Annotated in this window: 17 protein-coding genes and 2 pseudogenes; 7 read left to right on the top strand and 12 right to left on the bottom strand. The window is 44.7% G+C overall.

Annotated elements, in window-relative coordinates; translation table 11 throughout:
• The first annotated feature begins 94 nt into the window (after positions 1-94).
• Entirely contained in the window at positions 95-568 is a 474-nt protein-coding gene (locus EYS00_RS15665) for a hypothetical protein (RefSeq protein WP_130638284.1), read from the top strand.
• A gap of 154 nt (positions 569-722) precedes the next feature.
• Positions 723-2,318 (top strand): methyl-accepting chemotaxis protein, encoded by a 1,596-nt coding sequence (locus EYS00_RS15660; protein WP_130638282.1) that lies wholly within the window; start codon positions 723-725, stop codon positions 2,316-2,318.
• Between the two features lie 62 nt (positions 2,319-2,380).
• Here the strand turns inward: EYS00_RS15660 and EYS00_RS20585 are convergent, their stop codons facing one another.
• The 4 genes from EYS00_RS20585 to EYS00_RS15645 all read right to left on the bottom strand — a co-directional run bounded on the left by EYS00_RS20585 (position 2,381) and on the right by EYS00_RS15645 (position 5,607).
• Positions 2,381-2,557, bottom strand: a complete 177-nt coding sequence (locus tag EYS00_RS20585; RefSeq protein ID WP_165399402.1) for a hypothetical protein — start codon at positions 2,555-2,557, stop codon at positions 2,381-2,383.
• A 117-nt stretch (positions 2,558-2,674) separates the two neighbouring features.
• Positions 2,675-3,685, bottom strand: a complete 1,011-nt coding sequence (locus tag EYS00_RS15655; RefSeq protein WP_130638280.1) for a cytochrome d ubiquinol oxidase subunit II — start codon at positions 3,683-3,685, stop codon at positions 2,675-2,677.
• Between the two features lie 2 nt (positions 3,686-3,687).
• On the bottom strand, positions 3,688-5,040 hold the full coding sequence (locus EYS00_RS15650) for a cytochrome ubiquinol oxidase subunit I (RefSeq protein ID WP_130638278.1): 1,353 nt from the start codon (positions 5,038-5,040) through the stop codon (positions 3,688-3,690).
• A 9-nt stretch (positions 5,041-5,049) separates the two neighbouring features.
• Positions 5,050-5,607, bottom strand: a complete 558-nt coding sequence (locus EYS00_RS15645) for a GbsR/MarR family transcriptional regulator (protein ID WP_130638276.1) — start codon at positions 5,605-5,607, stop codon at positions 5,050-5,052.
• 275 nt (positions 5,608-5,882) lie between these two features.
• On the opposite strand from EYS00_RS15645, the gene EYS00_RS15640 reads away from it, so the two are divergent.
• On the top strand, positions 5,883-6,218 hold the full coding sequence (locus EYS00_RS15640; RefSeq protein WP_130638274.1) for a DUF3718 domain-containing protein: 336 nt from the start codon (positions 5,883-5,885) through the stop codon (positions 6,216-6,218).
• A 74-nt stretch (positions 6,219-6,292) separates the two neighbouring features.
• Here EYS00_RS15640 and EYS00_RS21035 read toward each other — a convergent pair.
• Both EYS00_RS21035 and EYS00_RS15635 read right to left on the bottom strand, forming a co-directional pair.
• Positions 6,293-6,501: pseudogene (locus EYS00_RS21035) on the bottom strand (peptidase M28); the annotation flags it as partial.
• Positions 6,502-6,505: 4 nt separating this feature from the next.
• Complete coding sequence (locus tag EYS00_RS15635; RefSeq protein WP_130638272.1) at positions 6,506-7,417, bottom strand: pepsin/retropepsin-like aspartic protease family protein; 912 nt, start codon at positions 7,415-7,417, stop codon at positions 6,506-6,508.
• Between the two features lie 299 nt (positions 7,418-7,716).
• Between EYS00_RS15635 and EYS00_RS15630 the strand changes: the two genes are divergently transcribed.
• Positions 7,717-8,052 carry a DUF3718 domain-containing protein gene (locus EYS00_RS15630; RefSeq protein ID WP_130638270.1) on the top strand — a complete coding sequence of 112 codons (336 nt, stop codon included), beginning with the start codon at positions 7,717-7,719 and terminating at the stop codon, positions 8,050-8,052.
• Between the two features lie 71 nt (positions 8,053-8,123).
• On the opposite strand, the pseudogene EYS00_RS15625 reads toward EYS00_RS15630, so the two are convergent.
• The 3 genes and pseudogenes from EYS00_RS15625 to ubiD form a co-directional block, all read right to left on the bottom strand.
• A pseudogene (locus tag EYS00_RS15625) lies at positions 8,124-9,462 on the bottom strand (M28 family metallopeptidase).
• Positions 9,463-9,790: 328 nt separating this feature from the next.
• Complete coding sequence (gene fre / locus EYS00_RS15615; RefSeq protein ID WP_130638268.1) at positions 9,791-10,486, bottom strand: NAD(P)H-flavin reductase; 696 nt, start codon at positions 10,484-10,486, stop codon at positions 9,791-9,793.
• 21 nt (positions 10,487-10,507) lie between these two features.
• A complete protein-coding gene (gene ubiD, locus EYS00_RS15610) occupies positions 10,508-11,995 on the bottom strand; it encodes a 4-hydroxy-3-polyprenylbenzoate decarboxylase (RefSeq protein WP_130638266.1) in 1,488 nt (495 codons plus the stop codon).
• Positions 11,996-12,157: 162 nt separating this feature from the next.
• Between ubiD and EYS00_RS15605 the strand changes: the two genes are divergently transcribed.
• Together EYS00_RS15605 and EYS00_RS15600 are read left to right on the top strand one after the other, a co-directional pair.
• A complete protein-coding gene (locus tag EYS00_RS15605; RefSeq protein WP_130638264.1) occupies positions 12,158-12,409 on the top strand; it encodes a TIGR02647 family protein in 252 nt (83 codons plus the stop codon).
• A 92-nt stretch (positions 12,410-12,501) separates the two neighbouring features.
• Positions 12,502-13,146 (top strand): tetratricopeptide repeat protein, encoded by a 645-nt coding sequence (locus EYS00_RS15600; protein ID WP_130638262.1) that lies wholly within the window; start codon positions 12,502-12,504, stop codon positions 13,144-13,146.
• Between the two features lie 16 nt (positions 13,147-13,162).
• On the opposite strand, the gene EYS00_RS15595 is transcribed toward EYS00_RS15600, so the two are convergent.
• A complete protein-coding gene (locus tag EYS00_RS15595) occupies positions 13,163-13,696 on the bottom strand; it encodes a cytochrome b/b6 domain-containing protein (protein WP_130638260.1) in 534 nt (177 codons plus the stop codon).
• Positions 13,697-13,717: 21 nt separating this feature from the next.
• Positions 13,718-13,996 carry a PepSY domain-containing protein gene (locus tag EYS00_RS15590; protein ID WP_130638258.1) on the bottom strand — a complete coding sequence of 93 codons (279 nt, stop codon included), beginning with the start codon at positions 13,994-13,996 and terminating at the stop codon, positions 13,718-13,720.
• Positions 13,997-14,218: 222 nt separating this feature from the next.
• Here EYS00_RS15590 and EYS00_RS15585 point away from each other — a divergent pair, with 222 nt between their 5' ends.
• A complete protein-coding gene (locus EYS00_RS15585) occupies positions 14,219-16,546 on the top strand; it encodes a TonB-dependent receptor (RefSeq protein ID WP_130638256.1) in 2,328 nt (775 codons plus the stop codon).
• A gap of 119 nt (positions 16,547-16,665) precedes the next feature.
• On the opposite strand, the gene EYS00_RS15580 is transcribed toward EYS00_RS15585, so the two are convergent.
• Positions 16,666-18,342, bottom strand: coding sequence for an alkaline phosphatase (locus tag EYS00_RS15580; RefSeq protein WP_130638254.1), 1,677 nt, complete (start codon positions 18,340-18,342; stop codon positions 16,666-16,668).
• Positions 18,343-18,501 lie beyond the last annotated feature (159 nt).

Here is an 18,501-nt window from a genome sequence, read left to right as displayed (position 1 = left end):
AAAACACTTTTTTATTTTTCTATTCCTTTTTTCCTGTTCTAGTGGTGCCCAAACGCAAGATAGCTTAGCGGTTTTTAATGGTGTAGCTTTCGGCATGCTTAAAAACGACAACCAAACGCAAGAAGCGTCGGTGACCGTGTCAGCCAATCAGCGCGTAAGTGAACTTATTGATAGCTTGCTTACTGCAATCATTAACGACTATGCCACTAAAAATCGTATATCTGTTAGTCCCGAACTTAAGCAGTCGTTTTTGGTTGCGTTTGGAGAAAGTTCTAGCTTACCGGTTCAAAAGCAACATGCGTTAGCCGAAAAGTTTGTTAAGCAGTGGCTCGTAGAAAAGGCACTCTACACTGAGTTTGGCGGAGCTGTGGTATATCGCCCAACGAATCCACAGATGCCTATTGAGGGTTATCTTAAATTACTCAAACAGTATGAAGCTCAGGGTGACTTGGTATTTACCGATGAAGACTTCTCGCAAGCGTTTTGGTCACTGTTTAGCCCGCCGTATCAGCTTACTCTTGAGGCTGAAGCGATAGATTATTCGTCGCCTTGGTGGGCAAAAAGATAAGTAAATTATTAAAGTAAGGCTGAATAACGCCGAAGTTTATCTATACTCACGAAAGTATTTATACTTAAGTTGGGTCTAATTAGTGCTTGAGTAGCAAATACCCAACACACTCTAGACAGTTCTGTTTTGTTAATTTCAGATATGAGGATCAGACATGCTGCGCACTATTAAGTTTAAAATACTCACCGGATACGCAGCTGTTTTGATATTTACCTGTATTGCAGCGATTGTTTTAACACTGAATAATAGTCGCGTATCTACGCAGGTCGACGGTTTTGTCAGCGAAACTTTACCCACCCTGGCTACATTGGATGCTCTGCAAAGTAATGGTAAGCAATTAACACTTATTGGCTATTCCCTCTACGGTATTACGCTCTCTGCTGATGAATTTGATGCGCAACAGTCGTTTTTGGTTTCAGCTATTGAGAAAGACCTTTCCTCTATTAAAGGTGTTTCGGTACGCGAAGTACGAAGCGCATTTTCGCCCCTCGATGATGCGATGAACGGCCTTAAAGCTACTATGGGGGCGTCGAGAGTGAATTGGGACCGGGCGCGTCAAAATCTCCAAGCGATTAATGAAGCTGCCATGTCATTTAACGACGAGTTGATTAAAGTCAGGTCGTCGGTGGCTCGTTCTGCAGCGGGTCGCTCAGAAGCTATCACTGACCAATTGAGCACGAATCAAGGGATAGTCTTTTTCTTAATTGTTGTTCTGGTATTGGTTTCCGTATTGGGTTTTACCATGGCGCACAAACAAATAGCGCAGCCTATTGAAGATATGGCGAATCGATTAGACAAACTGTCTTCTCAGCGGGACTTGGTGACACAGTTACCTTCCCAATCAGCAAGTGAACTTTGCAGAATGACAGAGAGTGTTCAAGGGCTTATGGGAATGTTTCGCGCTGGTATGTCAGATGTACGTGTTGCCATAGGTGGAATTGGAGACTCTGTTTCTCAATTAGGGAGCACCACGGCTGATTCTGGACAAACGGTGGAACAGTTACAGCAAGATATTGCTAAGCTTGTCGCAACGATGGATGTATTGGTATCTGATATGGCGCAAAGTCTACAGTGCTCTGAATCTGCTGAGAGTGCGGCGCAGGATACCGCTGAGCAAATTGGTAAAGGGCGAAAGCAAGTAGAGCAAACCGCGAGCTCAATATCTGGTTTGGCAGACGAAATCGAACGAACTGCGGGAATGCTGGCAACGCTTAAAAGCGAGGGGAACAACGTATCAAATGTGGTTGAAACCATAGCGCAGATTGCTGATCAAACGAACTTGCTGGCATTAAATGCAGCCATTGAGGCTGCGAGGGCAGGGGAGTCTGGTAGAGGGTTTGCAGTTGTTGCAGATGAAGTGAGAACACTTGCGGTCAGAACTCATCAATCTACTGTTGAAATTAATAGTATGCTCGAGAAGATAGTGACCTCGATAAACTCCGCGGTAACCACGATGAGCTCTAATCAGGAAAAGGCACACGATTCTGTATCACAGGCCAATACACTAGTTGAAACACTAGAAAGCAGCCGAGAAAGTATGCTGTCGCTGGTGACAGTCAGTCAGCAAGCTGCACAGCTTGCCAATCATGCCCAGGTGACCACTGAAGAAGCCAAACGAAGTGTCAATGATTTCACTTTGTTGGGTGACTCGCTCGTCGCTGGAAATGGCAATATTCAAAATGCCGCAGAAAACCTTTCCCACTTAGCAGACGGTTTGTCTGATAACGTTGGAAAATTTAAGTTAGATTAGCGCGCACAGAAATGGTCAACACGCGCTAGTGGCAGGGCCTTAGCTACAAGGCCCTTTTCTCTCTATAAAATGTGCTCGTCACCTGATTCTTCAGTGTGCTGTTGAGCAAAAAGCTTTGATTTCTTTTTGATTTTGCAACCGAGTATGCGTTGCGCATTCTTTCTGCCGATATAATGCGCAACGGTATAGGGATGAGCACGATTGAAGAAACGAGAGAACGAATTAAATACACCGTCCATAAACTGCTCCAAAAATTAATATACCCCTTAAAGAAGATAGTAATGTTACAGTTTTATGTCAATTTTTAACGGCCAATTAGTTGTAATTCTCTTTATTCATTGCATCTATGCACAATACTAATGATATCTTAACGACTCTAACTTCCCCGAAAAAATACGGTAAACCATCACTGTGTAAAGCAATATACAAGGGACGACGAAGACGGCACCAATTAGCAGAAACTTCAGCGAATCGCTGTTACTAAGGGTCTCGCTAATGGTCATCTGACCCGGAATAACATAGGGGTAATAGCTAAGTGCAAACGCGCTAAAACACAGCGTAAACACTAAGGCTGCAATAAAGAATGGCAATTTGTCGCCCGCACCTTCAACTTCCGGCAATCGTTGAAGCACTAAATAACCAATTCCTAGTAGTGTGAATGCCAATACTGGAATGGCGCTAAGAACGAGCCCAGTTGGAGCGCTAAGCCATAGTTGCCTGACATTTTCGTGAAGCGTTAAATTGGCTAAGCTCACCGCCGCAATACCAATTACTAAGGCCAATACACCGTACTTCGCCCATACAATAGCTTTTGTTCGAAGGTCACCTGTGGTTTTTGCAACAAGCCAACATGCACCGATAAAAACGTAAGCCGCTGTTACTCCTACAGCAGATAGGGTGGCAAATCCCTGTGCCCATATATCTGAACGTAGCCCAGTGACGTAGATACCCAGCATGTAACCCTGAGCTAAGGTCGTAATTAGCGAGCCAAGTTTAAAGGTAAGATCCCACTGTTGTTTTTGGTGCTCGATGACTTTTGCTCGAAAATCGAAGGACACACCTCGGAGTATAAGCCCCAACAGCATCACGGTGGCTGGTAAGTACAGACTTTGCAGTAGTTCGCTGTGAGCCGCGGGAAAGGCAATCAGTAAAATACCAACGGCTAACACTAACCATGTTTCATTAGCGTCCCAATAGGGGCCAATAGAGGCGATCATTTTGTCGTTGTGACCTTCATCTTGTATTGGGAGTAGTACGCCTATGCCCAAGTCATAACCATCGAGAATGGCATAAACGAGTATGGCTAGACCGAGTAAGCCGATGTAAATATTACCCAAAGATTCAGTGGTTAGATTATCAATGAACATACCTAGCTCTCCGCTTGTTGAAGATTTAATTGGGTGAACTCTGGACGCGAATATTCCTCTACGTCACTGGCTTTTCTGCACATCACCATTAAGGTGCGCAAGTAGGCCAATAGCAAAAAGACATAGATAGCTGAATAAAGTACGAAAGAAATCAGCACATTATCAGCAGGGATCTGTGTCACTGCTTCTGATGTTTTGAGAACGCCAGAGACCAGATAGGGCTGTCGTCCAATTTCGGTTACATACCAACCGGCTAGCGTTGCAACCCAACCACTAAAAGTCATGCTTATAAATACTTTGTTCAACCAACTGGGCAACTGCTTTTGTCGTAACCAGTAGGTACTGCCTATCCACGATACCAAGAGCATTAACATGCCCATTCCAACCATGATTCTAAAGCTATAGAACACCGGGGCTACTGGTGGGTGCTCCCCTTCAAAATCATTAAGCCCTTGTAACCTACCATTGATATCGTGGGTAAGAATAAAGCTAGCCCCGTGAGGTATTGCAATCTCAAGCTTGTTAGTTCGTTCTTCTTCATCTGGAATAGCAAACAATAGTAAAGGGGCCCCCTCTGTGGTTTCCCAAATTCCCTCCATGGCAGCCACTTTCTGCGGTTGATGCTCAAGGGTATTTAATCCGTGAAGGTCGCCTACAAATATCTGAAGGGGTATCAGTACGGCGGCGGTATAGGTTGCCGTTTTAAATGCCAGTGTTGGTGCCCGCTTGTTATCACCCAACAGTAGGCGATAGGCGGACAATCCAGCAATGAGAAAACTGGCGGTAAGTCCCGATGCCAGCATCATGTGGAAAAATCGATAAGGGAAAGACGGGTTAAAAATGATTTCCTTCCACGACACAGCATATGCTACGCCATCAATAATTTCATGACCTTGAGGGGTTTGCATCCAGCTATTTAAGGCAAGTATCCAAAATGCAGAGGCGGTGGTACCCAGGGCTACGACTAGCGTAGAAAGTGTATGCAACCAATTAGGTACTCTGTGTATGCCAAACAACATAATGCCTAGAAAGGTGGCTTCTAAGAAGAATGCAGTGAGCACTTCATAACCTAACAGAGGGCCAGCAATATTGCCCACACGCTCCATAAATCCGGGCCAATTGGTGCCAAATTGAAATGACATGGTCACGCCACTGACAACGCCCAGAGCAAAGCTCAGTGCAAAGACTTTGACCCAAAATCGGTAAATACGCATCCACACAGGGTGTGCCGATAAGTTTGAACGTAATTTAAAGTAAAAAAGAAACCATCCTAGCGCCATGGTGATGGTTGGAAACAAAATATGAAAACTGATGTTCAGCGCAAACTGTAATCGAGACAGCAAGAAAACATCCATAATTACCTCCTAGTTCACAGTATTTTTTCCCGGTAAAAGCTTGTCTTTAAGCTCTAGTACTCGTCCTACACCTGAACCTAGTTTCATTAAAGTATCTAGTTTTTCAGGTCCTAAGCTTTGGAGTTCTTGCGACCATGCTGTGACTGATTCAAGTAAGTCGTGAATCTCATTGAGGGTTTTCTGGGCATTTGATTCGGTTGAGTTTGCGGGTTCATCAAGTAAAAGGTCACGCAATAAACTAAGGGTGGGATCTATTTCTCGTTTGCGGCGCTCTTCAAATACACGAGTGGCGAGTGTCCAAATATCTCCAGCAGGTACGAAGAATTCTTTTCGCTCCCCCGGTACGATATGTTGCTTGATAAGTCGCCATGCTTGAAGCTCTTTAAGACCCATACTTGTATTACCACGTGAAATGGAGAGGCCATCGGCGATCTCTTGTGCACTCAGTGGTTTGTCGTGTAAAACAATAAGCGCCAGTATTTGACCTACCGTTCTATTAAATCCCCATCTGCTGCCCATTTCGCCAAAGTGCATGACTGCTGATGTAATAAGTGGTGTCATTTTCATGTTGATACCTGCTGAAGTTTCAGAAATTACTGAAAGTTTATTCTTGAATTTGATATAGATCAAGATTTATTCGTTGATTTAAGGGATGTGAAAACTGCTAAATTTTAGTCTTATTCGTCATTTTTGGTGTGAGATAAACTTTCCCAAATAGCGTGTCTGGGGTGGAGTGTTATTAAGTTGCTGATTTTTAACGGGTAAAAATATTGGCATTGCGGTTGCTCTAGTAAAAGTAACTTAAATACGACACTCCCTGGTAATTGAAAAAGGAAGCAACTATGAAAACTTTCACTAAAACTTTAGCTGTTGTAGGTATGACTTTTGGTATAGCTGGCGTTGCAAGCGCAAACGTTGAATTTGTTCCATCTGACGATACTGCAAGCACAAATATCTGTGTAAGTGCAGCCGAGGGGAATAAAAACAACCTTCGTGATGCCATTGAAAATGCTGGTGTATCTAAGCGTTACGTTGCTACAAAAATGACTTGTAACGATATGCCGGTTATTGAATTTGTGGCACAGTACAGTGAAAACCCTGATGCAATCAATAGCTACATCACCAATGGTAAATACAATAGCTCGTCATTCATCGCTAGTGTAAACGCTGCAAACTAGAGTGTTATCTTAGATGCTGCGTAAAACGCCCATACTGGCAGTAATTGTTTGATGTACAAACAATTCAGTATGGGCTAACGCTCTCTTCGTTCTCCGAAGCTTCCCGCTGTCCTTGCAAAGAACACCGCACTTTCCAGACCATCATTATTTACACTCGCTACAGCAAAAAAGTAGTTATCAATAGCTACGTTTTCTAGGGTTGTTTGGTTAACATTGCTAAAAGTCCACTAAACTGCCATGACGGCGCTTCGGTATTTCTCCAGTAAATTTTATACCCTCGCAGGTTGTTACTCAGGTAATCCAATGTGGGCGTGACCAGAAGCATAGTCGAGTGTAACGACGAAATGCTTGAGAATATCGTAACCTAAAATACCCCGCTGTCGTCTGGACTTTATGCGGGTACCGGTAAACGAATACTGATCGGAAAGGTTGGCATTCACGCCTTCCTCTGGGAAAGAGACCAAAACATTTTCTAGGGTGTAAGGGCCAAAAACGAACTCGTCAACTCGAAGAGATGCAACAGAGGCTGTGGCATTCACGCCACTAGAAATACTCGACGCCGTGTTTTCGTCAACTAAAGACAACCTATTGGCTAAACTGCGGTCGATTAACAAGCCACCATTGTTTCCTGTATCGAGCAAGACCCAAAAAGGCGAAGAGTCTGCTCCAAAGCTTACTTGAACGAGCGGTTCTCCACTACCTTGTTGGCTTTCCATTCTGATATTTTCAAATTCACGGAGGTTGACGGTATCTTTTGAGAGGAGTCGCATGCGGCTATTTGGGTAATCGAGTTGAACAATGAAGCTAGAGAAAAAACCGGCGCCTATGAGTAATCCTGTAGAATGGTGGCCCAGTGACACAGGTGTAAGGCTATCTAAGTCAGTGTCAAAACCGAAAATGTTGACAGGTACGTTATTAAACATCGATTTAGTTTCTTCGCCAAATACGCCCCTTACTCTGATTTGTCCACCCCTTGTATAATCTAACTCATGCTTGGCAATAAATGCCTCATTGATAGCATTCAATTGTGCGCCGGTGTCCATGAGTGCGTGTGTCTCAATTCCTGAAATAGTAATTGGGATCTTGATGTGGCCGTTGTGAAGTGTAAAGGGCACCCAGTCTGTAACTGCGGCGACTGCGGTGTTTGTACTGAAAAATAGCGTACAAACAACAAAAACGAAGTGTTTAACTTTGGTCATTAGGTGGCATCCATTGCTTTTTGTTAGTACCGTCATTGGTCAGTTTATTCTAATTTTTCCCCTTTGATTGTCAAATTAAACTCCCACTAATAGCTGCATCAAAGTGGGAGTTATAAAGTTGCTACTTTTTGGTTTTTTTGACCACATTCAATTTGTGAAATTTGCCATCAGTAGATTTTCATCACGCGATAGTTTTTTAAGTTATTGATTATTATGGTTTATTAATTTTGGCACCAGTGTTGCTCTAGTTAAAGTAACTTAAACACGACACTCCCTGGTAATTGAAAAAGGAAGCAACTATGAAAACTTTCACTAAAACTTTAGCTGTTGTAGGTATGACTTTTGGCTTGGCTGGCGTAGCAAGCGCTAATGTAGAATTTGTTCCATCTGACGACACTGCAAGCACAAATATTTGTGTGAGTGCGGTGCAAGGTAGTAAAAGCAATCTTCGTGATGCTATTGAAGATGCAGGCGTTACTAAGCGTTATGTTGCCACTAAAATGACCTGCAACGACATGCCAGTTGTTGAGTTTGTAGCACAGTTCAGTGAAAACCCTGAAGCTATCAATGACTACATCACTAATGGTAAATACAATAGCTCTTCGTTCATTGCTAGCGTAAATACAGCAAACTAATGAATGGTTGTTACGCCCATACTGGCAGTACTTGTTTGATGAATAAACAACTCAGTATGGGCTAACGCTCTTTACTCTCCGAAACTTCCCGCTGGCCCCGGAAATACCACCGGACTCTCCAGACCATCTTTGTTCACACTGGCTACACCAAAAAACGTAGTTATCAATCACAACGTTCTCTAGTGTCGCTTGGGTAACATTGCCAACAAATCGACTGAATTCCCATTGCGGAGCGTCGGTATGTCTCCAGTAGATTTTATACCCTAACAACTGAGGATTTTGAGTTTCATCAAGGGCTTGCCATTTAAGTGTTGTGGATGGTTGAACCGCACCTTCTATTTTGACATCGACCGGAGGGTTGGGAGCCCATGCCATCGAAGCAAGTGACACTGCGTTTAATGACGTCAGTTTAGCGGCGTATTCAAAGTTAACACCATCGATGGTGTCGCCGTAAGTAATACCGTTTTCGACGCGTAAGTCTTGGTGTTGTCTGTTGTAGTTTTCGTTGGTTTCCATGATACGAATACCTGGATAACCTAAGTCGTTAAACGGACGATGATGGCCACCACGACGGAACCTATCTAAACGGTAAATCACCATGGTGTCGAGGTTCTCAATATATTGGTCGGCTAATTTATCAATATATCGTGCTAAATTACGGCTTGGAGAGTCGACTTCACCACCGGTAAATCGACGATAGCGAGCTTCATCCGGGGTTTCTGTAACTCGTGTACCTTCTGCAAATATCCGTGCAGTGGTGTTATTGATGATGCCGTTTACACCTTGAATATTGCCTATCATGTCGTTATTGAGTACTGCTTTGATTCGCCAGCCATCTTCTTGTGCTTGCTCAGCCATTATTTTGCCACCAAACAACCCTTGTTCTTCTCCAGCCAAGGCGGCGTATACAATGGTGCCGTTAAAGGTGTATTGGCTGAGTACTCGCGCAGCTTCGATGGTGCCCGCAAGGCCAGATGCATTGTCGTTAGCACCCGGAGAATCAGACGTAGAGTCCATAACATCGGAAACCCTAGAGTCAATGTCACCTGACATGATTACATAGCGGCCAGGATCTGTACTGCCTCTCTGCACAGCAATAACACTGACTACGTCAACGGGGTCTGGGATACGAGATTCGCCACTGATGGTCGCCGATTGATAGTATACTTCTAGGCATCCGCCGCATTTTTCTGAAATGGCCTCAAATTCAGCTTTGATCCAGCGTCTAGCTGCTCCAATCCCTCGTGTGTCAGAACCAGTCTCAGATAGCGTATGACGTGTGCCAAAGCCAACTAAGGTGTTGATATCTTTTTCGATGCGGTCAGCCGATACTTGGTCGGCAATCACGTACAAACTGTGTTGTTGTAAGGTTCCTAGCTCTTGAGCAGATGCCAATGCACTTACTGACATGGCTAAAGACGTGCAAAGTGTTGTTATGATTTTTGTTTTCAACGTATTCTCCTGGTCGCTAGATCTATCATTAACAGATTCTAAGTACGTGGAAAACCGTTAAAAAGTGCTATTGGGTTTACAAGTGGAATTCTTGCGACAGGCGTGGTTGGTTATAGGAGGTTGGTCACAGATGGATGTAAGGGAAAGTAATGCGCGTTTTTACTGCACGCCGAGAACCCCTCCCTGGGGGCTCGGCTTCGGCATCCATGCCTCAGACGGCTGTAAAAAGCGCATTACTTCCCCTCACAATCTTATAGCACCCTGTCAGGTTGCCTAGGTGATTAGCCTAGATAAAAGCGAATGCATCTCCAAATAGGTTTTCGGGTTTTAGGCCTTTTTGTGTAAAGTCTTCTCTGACGGTTTTTGCCATTTCGAAACGTCCAGCTACGTAGACTTGGGTGTCGGCAAAGCTCGTGTAATCTTCCATCACAGCATGGTGTACCCAACCTGTTCTTCCTTGCCATGAGTCGTCAGATACTTCTACTACTGGAACGAAGGTAAAGTTATCGTTGTTTGACGCTAACGCTTCTAATTCAGAGGCTAAGTAAAGTGCTGACTTTTCTCGGCCACCCCAGTACAGAGTTAGAGGTGTTGTATCACCGCTGTGTATATGCTGCTGCAGTATGGAATATGCATACGAGAATCCGGTACCGCCAGCAATGAGCACGATAGGTAGCTGGTTGGGTTGAAGGTATGCTTCTCCATGACCCACGCTAACAGTGACTTCGCCGTCTTCTTTCATACGCGTAAGTACTTGACCCGCGTAGTCGTTACCGGGCTCTGCGCCTATATGCAGTTCGATACGAGAATTATCATAAGCACCGTTGGCAATAGAAAACGGGCGCTTGTCATTTTCACCCATGTGCACGAGTGCATATTGCCCCGCTTTAAAATCGAGGGGCGAGGGTGCACTAAGCTCAACCTTATAAACCACATCGGTCAGTGGAGAAATGCTAGCAACCTGACATAAAATTTCAGACATGTAGTTGTGTTTTCCTTGCGGTTATTGGTTTGAGGAATCTTTCGACATGATACCAAGTTCATTCCAGATATCATCAACTCGTTGCTTTATTTCTTCATCCATAACAATGGGAACACCCCATTCTCTGTCGGTTTCACCCGGCATTTTATTGGTGGCATCCATCCCCATCTTTGAGCCAAGTCCTGATACGGGAGACGCAAAATCGAGATAATCGATGGGGGTATTTTCGATCATAGTAGTATCTCGGGCGGGATCCATACGTGTGGTGATTGCCCAAATGACATCGTTCCAGTCTCGAGCGTTCACATCGTCATCGCACACGATAACGAATTTAGTGTACATAAACTGACGTAGGAACGACCATACTCCCATCATTACGCGCTTGGCGTGCCCCGGATATTGCTTTTTCATCGTGACAATCGCCATACGATACGAACAGCCTTCAGGCGGTAAGTAAAAATCAACAATCTCAGGAAACTGCTTTTGCAAAATAGGTACAAACACTTCGTTTAACGCCACGCCCAGAATCGCTGGCTCATCGGGTGGACGGCCCGTATAGGTAGAATGATAAATGGGGTTTGTTCGATGCGTAATGTGCGTGACCGTCATTACTGGGAAGTCATCCACCTCATTGTAATATCCAGTATGATCGCCGTAAGGGCCTTCAGGTGCCATTTCACCCTGTTCAATATAACCCTCTAAGACAATTTCGGCGCTGGCTGGTACTTGTAGGTCGTTACTAACAGACTTTACTACCTCAGTTTTATCGCCTCGCAATAACCCTGCAAATGCATATTCAGAAAGGGTATCTGGTACGGGCGTTACTGCACCCAGAATAGTTGCGGGATCAGCACCCAGTGCGACTGATACTGGGTAAGGCTCGCCAGGATGGGTTTGACACCATTCGCGAAAATCGAGTGCACCACCGCGATGTGACAACCAACGCATTATAATTTTGTTTTTGCCGATAACTTGCTGTCGATATATTCCAAGGTTCTGACGCTTTTTATGTGGTCCCTTGGTTACCGTAAGCCCCCAAGTAATCAACGGTGCTGCATCTCCCGGCCAACAGCGCTGCACTGGGATTTTTGATAGATCTACGTCATCGCCTGAAATGACATTCTCTTGGCAGGGTGCACGTTTAAGTACCTTGGCAGGCATATTCAGTACCTGCTTAAATACGGGAAGCTTTTCCCACAAGTCCTTTAAGCCTTTTGGTGGCTCAGGTTCTTTTAGATAAGCGAGCAGTTTGCCGACTTCACGAAGTGCTTCAACTGAGTCTTGGCCCATACCCATAGCGACCCTTTGAGGAGTGCCAAACAGGTTGGCTAGTACCGGCATGTCGTGATTTTTAGGATTTTCGAACAATAAGGCGGGCCCGCCAGCGCGCAGTGTTCTGTCGGCAATCTCAGTCATTTCCAGATCTGTGTCTATACTTTGGGAAATGCGCTTTAATTCGCCTCTTTGTTCGAGTTTATTAATAAAATCGCGTAAATCTTTATACTTCATTTGAAGGGGCGTGTTCCACTTACTAGAGTTATGGCAAGGATATACTATTTACGACCAAAGTCCGATCAGTTCACTGAACAAAAGATGTGGACACTTGTGGTAATTGGTAGTCATATAAGAAGAAACAGGGTAAGAAGAATACCCATTGCCTGAGGTAAACAAATGAATAAATTCAACCAGTTCATGATTGACGAACTAGATTTACTTTTAACCTTTCCCCAAGAGAGCCTAATGCAAGGGCTGAAAATTCATCACGATGCACACCAATCAGTTGTTAATGCAGCCGAACGCCTTTTTGCCAAGGGTATGATTACTCAGCCTGACGGTGGATACCTTACTGATTTAGGCATTGATTTAGCCAATCATGCGCGACATATTCATATTGCGCTAAAAAGTGGAATGGGCACACACTAGCTCACACAGTTAGTGTTAAGCTTCTTGTTTGTTGGCCGATAACCCTTGTATGTGAATAGCATGGTTAAGTAATGAGAGTAATAAGTATGAGGATGCATAAGACTATCGTTGGCGGGTTAGCCGCAGTAAGTTGCGCGTTAAGCTCTACCAGTTTCGCTTTAGAGGGCGAGACCATTGAGCAAGTACGAGCGGTGCAGCTCTACAGTCAAGATGCACTCATTGAATTGATCAACCGAAATGCACACCTTGACAGAGTAGTTGAAGATCGCTGCCAGCTTGTACAAGACATAGAGGCCCGCGCAGATGTGTTGAAAATCCCAGCGTACCAATTTTTGTGGGGTGACATGTTAGCCTGGGGTGTATGCGTGGATGCCAGTGCATCTCGCGGTATTGGTTATATGGAAGATGCGGCCAATCAAGGGTTACCCGCAGCGCTGGAGCAGCTTGGTCGCTACTACGCTAGTGGTACGCTAGTTCAGATGGATAAAGAAAGAGCGGTAGTTTATTTGCGTGAAGCCGCAGCCTTACAGAATCTAAACGCTCAAATTCAACTTGTTGAGTTGTTCTTGGACGGTCACGGTAGTCCCTATGACTACGAAGATGCATATCACTGGTTACACAATTCAGTTACTGACGATAGTGCGCAGCACGCAAAAATTGCGAGTTATTTGACACAACTAGAAGCGCTTATGCACCCCAAAGCGGTAAGAGCGGCCAAAAGACCCATCGATAGTTAGCTTGGGCAAAACCGTCTCAGCGAGTTCCGCGAATCATCGCTTTAATCAGTGGAATTCGCCCCCACCATTGGGTAACAAGTATCCCAGCTACATGGACTAACGCCGCAATATAAAGCGTATCAGCCATAATGCTGTGGACCCACTCGATGGTAGGATCGCCAAAAAAGGCGTCTATTTCTTCCATGATAAAGCCTGTGATACCAAGCCCAAGCATGAGTGCCCACACTAGGAATATCATCAACCAGCCCAAGGGATTATGGCCAGCATTGTGAGGTAGTTGCCTTGCCTTGAGATGAGCCCAGTGTGTTTTGAAGTCTGTTGGGCGTAAATGTATATGCCGATAGCTGGCTAAACTAGAGCCTGGTTGCCTTAGGCCCCAGAGTAACCTTATCACTAATGCGCCTACGGCGGTGTAACCCGCGATTTCATGCACCAATCTACCGGGCTCGACAATAAAGTAGTTAATTACAAAGCACAGCACCAACAGCCAATGACAGAGCCTGACGACTAAGTCCCAAATAACTGGTTTGTTAGATACTGAGCTTTGCATGATGATGAATTGCGTCAGTGTTTAGTGCGCTTCAATTTTAACAATGTCACCGTCAACAGGGTTGAAATAGATTTCTACCTTGTTGTCGTCTTTATCAAATCCATAAATTTCATAACAGCTACCTTCAGTCACTTTAAACTCGTTAATTTTGTAGCCCTGAGCCAGCAGTTGAGCTTGGAAAGCACTTTGATCTTGCCATTCTGCCTCTGGTGCCGTGGTGCATTGAGTCACTGAATGTTTGCTACAGCCGCTAAGGGTTGCGCCTGCCAAAACAAGTACTGCTAATGGAAGTAGTTTCATGGTTTAGTCCTTTGTGGTTAAGGGTTTAAAAGAGCGTAACACGATTGCAAAACCTTCTACATACGTAATTGATAATAAGTTGGTTTTGTTTAATTTTGAGGTCACAAAACTGACTTTTTAATGTCACTCACACTTCATTAATTTGACGCATATTCACTTTACCTTCGTGCACCTCAGACCAGTTTTCGTTCGACTCATTATTATAAACACAAGGGATTAATTATGTTTTCTCGCACATTACTCGCGAGCGCTATTCTTGTTGCTATGAATGGTTACGCTCTCGCTAACGACACACCTGACGAAGATGCTTACATTGAGGAAATTACTGTAACCGCGCAAATGCGTGAGCAGTCAATTATGGATGTTCCTGTGACCATGGATGTTATCTCAAGTGAGTTTTTAGAACGCACAAACATCATGGAATTAGATGAACTTTCTCGCGTACTTCCCAATGTTCAAATTCAAGAGCAAGCGGTGAGTTTACCGTCGTTCAATATTCGTGGTGTCACCGATGACGTATCTTCGGTGGCGGCAACACCGCGTATTTCTGTATATCAAGACGGTTTTGATATCAGTAAGAAAACCGTATCGAGTGTAGCACTGTACGATATTGCTCGAGTAGAGGTATTGAAGGGCCCTCAGCCAACCTTATTTGGTGTTGCGGCTGCAAACGGTGCTGTAAGTATTTACTCAGCACTACCGACTGATGAGTTCGAAGCAAAAATTCAATTAGGTTACGACACTGAGGCGGGTCAAGAAGCGGAATTCATGTTTAATACGCCGATTAATGACAACAATAGTTTCCGTATCGCCGGCATTTACCGTGAAATGGATGGTATTGTTGAAAACCAAGCGTGTTCTGACAAAGCTTACTATGGCACTGCTGATGTGATTGGCCACACGGGAGCAAGTGTTCCTTGTTCTGGTGAAGACTTGCAAGGTATTTCAGTACAGGCATTCAGAGCAACTTGGAAGGCAAACTATGATGCGCTAGAGATCATCGCTCGAGCAGGGTACGAATACAACGACCAACCGGGAATTGCATTTAAGTCTGGCTCGATTGCCCCTAACGGTGGTGACACTAGCCCTTACACTGCTGCCGAATTTAGTATGGGTGATGAATTAGGTATTGAGCGCACGCTAGAAACTTTTGATATCACTGCAAACTACGATTTGAACAATACGCTTACACTTCGCGCTGACGCCTACTACAAAGACGTAGAGGTTAGCGAAGGATTTGATGCCGACGGCTCGGCACTGCGTATACAAGACGCCTACTTTGACAATGACGCCACGCTTCAAGGCGGTTCTGTGCGTTTAGTGTTTGATAACGGTGATCGTTGGGCAGGATTTATTGGTGCATCTGTTGCGCAAGATGACTCTATTTTGCCTTACTATGTCATGGTTGACCCATTCGTTCGCGGCACTTTTGATGCTGTACGAGATATGCTTGAAACAACTACAGGGATCCCGCTAAATCAAAATATTGCTACTGATGCCAGACTTGAAGAAATAGAGGCTGTACGTAATATTTTGGTGGGATCGTTATTCAACGATGATGGTACGCCCATTTCTAATCCAAACTTCCCATCAACTATCATTATGGGGCCATACACCTTCGAAGCTGAACTGGACATTGTGTCTTATGTGGCCGAGGCGTCTTATTTTGTGACTGACGATATCAACGTTACTGCTGGCGTACGTTATATCGACGAGAAGCGCTACACCCGTAACACGTTTACTCTGCCTGAAGGGGTATTTAGTTTTGAAGGTGAAGGGGAGTTTGACGACACTTTACCCCGTGTGGCGATTAGCTATGACATGAACAACAATTGGAACTTCTACGCTAACTACGCAAAAGGTCGTCGTTCGCCTGTAGTCGACGCCAATGCTGGTGGTGTATCTATCACCGAGGCAGAAATTGTTGATAGTTATGACTTCGGTGTAAAGTATCAGAGTGCTAACTTTGTATTCACTGGCGCTATCTTTACCTACGATTACACTGATTATCAGCAGTCATACACCGATCAAGATACCCTTCAGTCTATTACTGTCACGGTAGGTGACTCAACTATGTCGGGTATTGAGGCGATGGCTACCTACAACTACGACGAATCACTCACTATTACGGGTAGCTTAGGTCTATTAGATGCTGAGTTTGCCGATAATACTGCCGATGGTTCACCGTTCCAATATGGTGGTAATAAATTCCGTTTGGCACCAGAGGTAAGCGGTGCGCTAAACATCAATAAGGTGTTCAATGTGGGTAACTGGGCGCTCGATGTAAACTGGCTAACGAGTTACCAGTCTGAAGTCTTCTTTGAAAGCAGTAACTATCCAGGTTCTTCGCAAGACGCTTATTCACTGACGGATATTTCTCTTAAAGCTTCACAGGACGGAAGTCGATTTGCTTGGGAAGTTTATGTAGAAAATGCCTTTGATAAAGAATACCTGATTGACGCGGGTAACACTGGCGGTGGCATTGGTATTCCTACCTTTGTTCGAGGTATGCCGCGCATTGCCGGTGTGAGAATGTACGCGAACTTTTAACTCGGCGTTTTGATATTACTAAGGGAAAGCAAGACACTTTTTACCGCACGCCGTGACCCCCTCGCTGGGGGCTCGGCTTCGGCATCCTTGCCTAAATGCATACTCCTTAACGACCGGAACTATCCAGCAATAGTAATCTCATGGGTTGCCGTTATAGGTGTGTCGAGAGAGTCAATGGAATCAACGAAAGACCACACTGCTTTTGCTTCATCTTGAGTGAAGCTTACCGTTAAGAATCCACGCTGGTGTAAGTTACAGTATTTGAGATCATTGATGAGTATGGGAAGATCTTCAGACATCAAGCTCGCGCTTTGTTCGTCTAAGCTTAAATAGCTCTCCATACCCGGAGATGACACGCTAGATGTTGCCAACTCAGTGGCTACCGCTTCACCTGTCTGCGTGGTTAATGTGTTGTGCCAGGCATTGTGGGTATCACCCGCTAAGGCGATGACTGGCTTGCCGAGGGTTTTTAACTGCATCAGTAGACGTTCTCGTTCTACAGGGTAACCATCCCATGCGTCGAGGTTGTAGGGCATGTACACGGCGAGCATTTGTGACTCGGTGTCTGAAAGAGATTCCCCTGCCATTTGTTTGCGTTTGATATTGGCAAGCTGGTGGGTGTGTGCAGCAATTTTGTCTCTAGGTACGCCATTAAATACGGAGGCTGGGAAGAACATGCGTCCCATCAACAATTGTTGACCTAGTACTTGCCACTTGGCTTCACCATTTTGTAGCGCTTGATCTAACCAAGTACGCTGATCGTTACCCAGTAGCGAACGGTCAGTCGCGCTAATGTCTTTCATAAAACGCTGTTGGTCAAACTCCCCTGACTCAGCATTGCGGTAATCACCATACGAAAGCTGCTTATCTCGGCCTATTACTCGGGTGTCTAACATGTATAAGTTCACCAAGTTACCAAAGGTAAATTGGCGATAAATGGTGAGGTCGGTATCTCCCTTGGGTGGTCTAATGGGGAGCCACTCATAATAGGCTTGCACTGCAGCTGCACGACGCTCATAGAAATCACCTTCATCAGCTGAGTGGTTTTCAGCGCCGTGCATGTAAGTGTCGTTAGTGATTTCATGATCATCCCACACAACGATGAAAGGTTTGTTTTGATGTAGAGCTAACAAACCTTTGTCGGTGCGGTACAAGGCGTAACGTCGACGGTAATCGTCAAGAGAAATGATTTCGTCTTTGTTGTTTTCAGGGAAGGTACGCCCTAATTCTTCAGCGCGTTCGGTAGCATAACCAGTATTGCTGTACTCATAGATGTAGTCGCCTAAGTGCAATACATAATCGATGGCCGTATCTTCCGAAGCAAGCTTATACGGTGTGAAGTAACCCGCCGGATAATTAGAGCAAGAGAATACGCCAAAAGTAACGCTATCGACATCGCCTTCAGGCAGAGTAAGGGTTTGCCCAACTTGTGAGACGTTATTCGCACTTTTGAAGCGGTAATAATATTGGGTTGCCGGTGTTAAGCCGGTGACATCGACTTTTATAGTAAAGTCTTGGTTTTGTTTCGCAACCGCTTCTCCGCTGGCAATAAGTACTTCAAAGTCACTTGTTAATGACACTTCCCACATTACTGAAGCTTGTGTTGAATTGTCATCTGGAAGTGCGCGTGTCCACAAAATAACTGCATCGCTGAGTGGATCACCACTAGCGATGCCATGGGTGAAAGTCGCTTTTGTAGCGGAAGAGCTTGTATTTACACAGCCCGCAATACCTGTAGTGAGTGCTGCGCTTGCTGCCATCGAAGTTGATAAAGATAAAAATCGCCGTCTGTCCATGTGCCTGTTCTTCTTAATGTAATTCGGAGTTATTGGTATACCGCCTGTGTATGACAACAACATGGCACAATTTATAAATCAATGTTTTTTAATGATTGCTGTTATACTGTGCAAAATATTTATCTCTCAGTTGTCGACGACCAACCTCATTCCCGTCGA

This window comes from Alteromonas sp. KUL49, assembly GCF_006538345.1.
Taxonomy (GTDB): Bacteria; Pseudomonadota; Gammaproteobacteria; order Enterobacterales; family Alteromonadaceae; genus Alteromonas.
The sequence above is the reverse complement of the archived record's forward strand: the minus strand, read 5'-3'. Positions and strand labels throughout refer to the sequence as shown.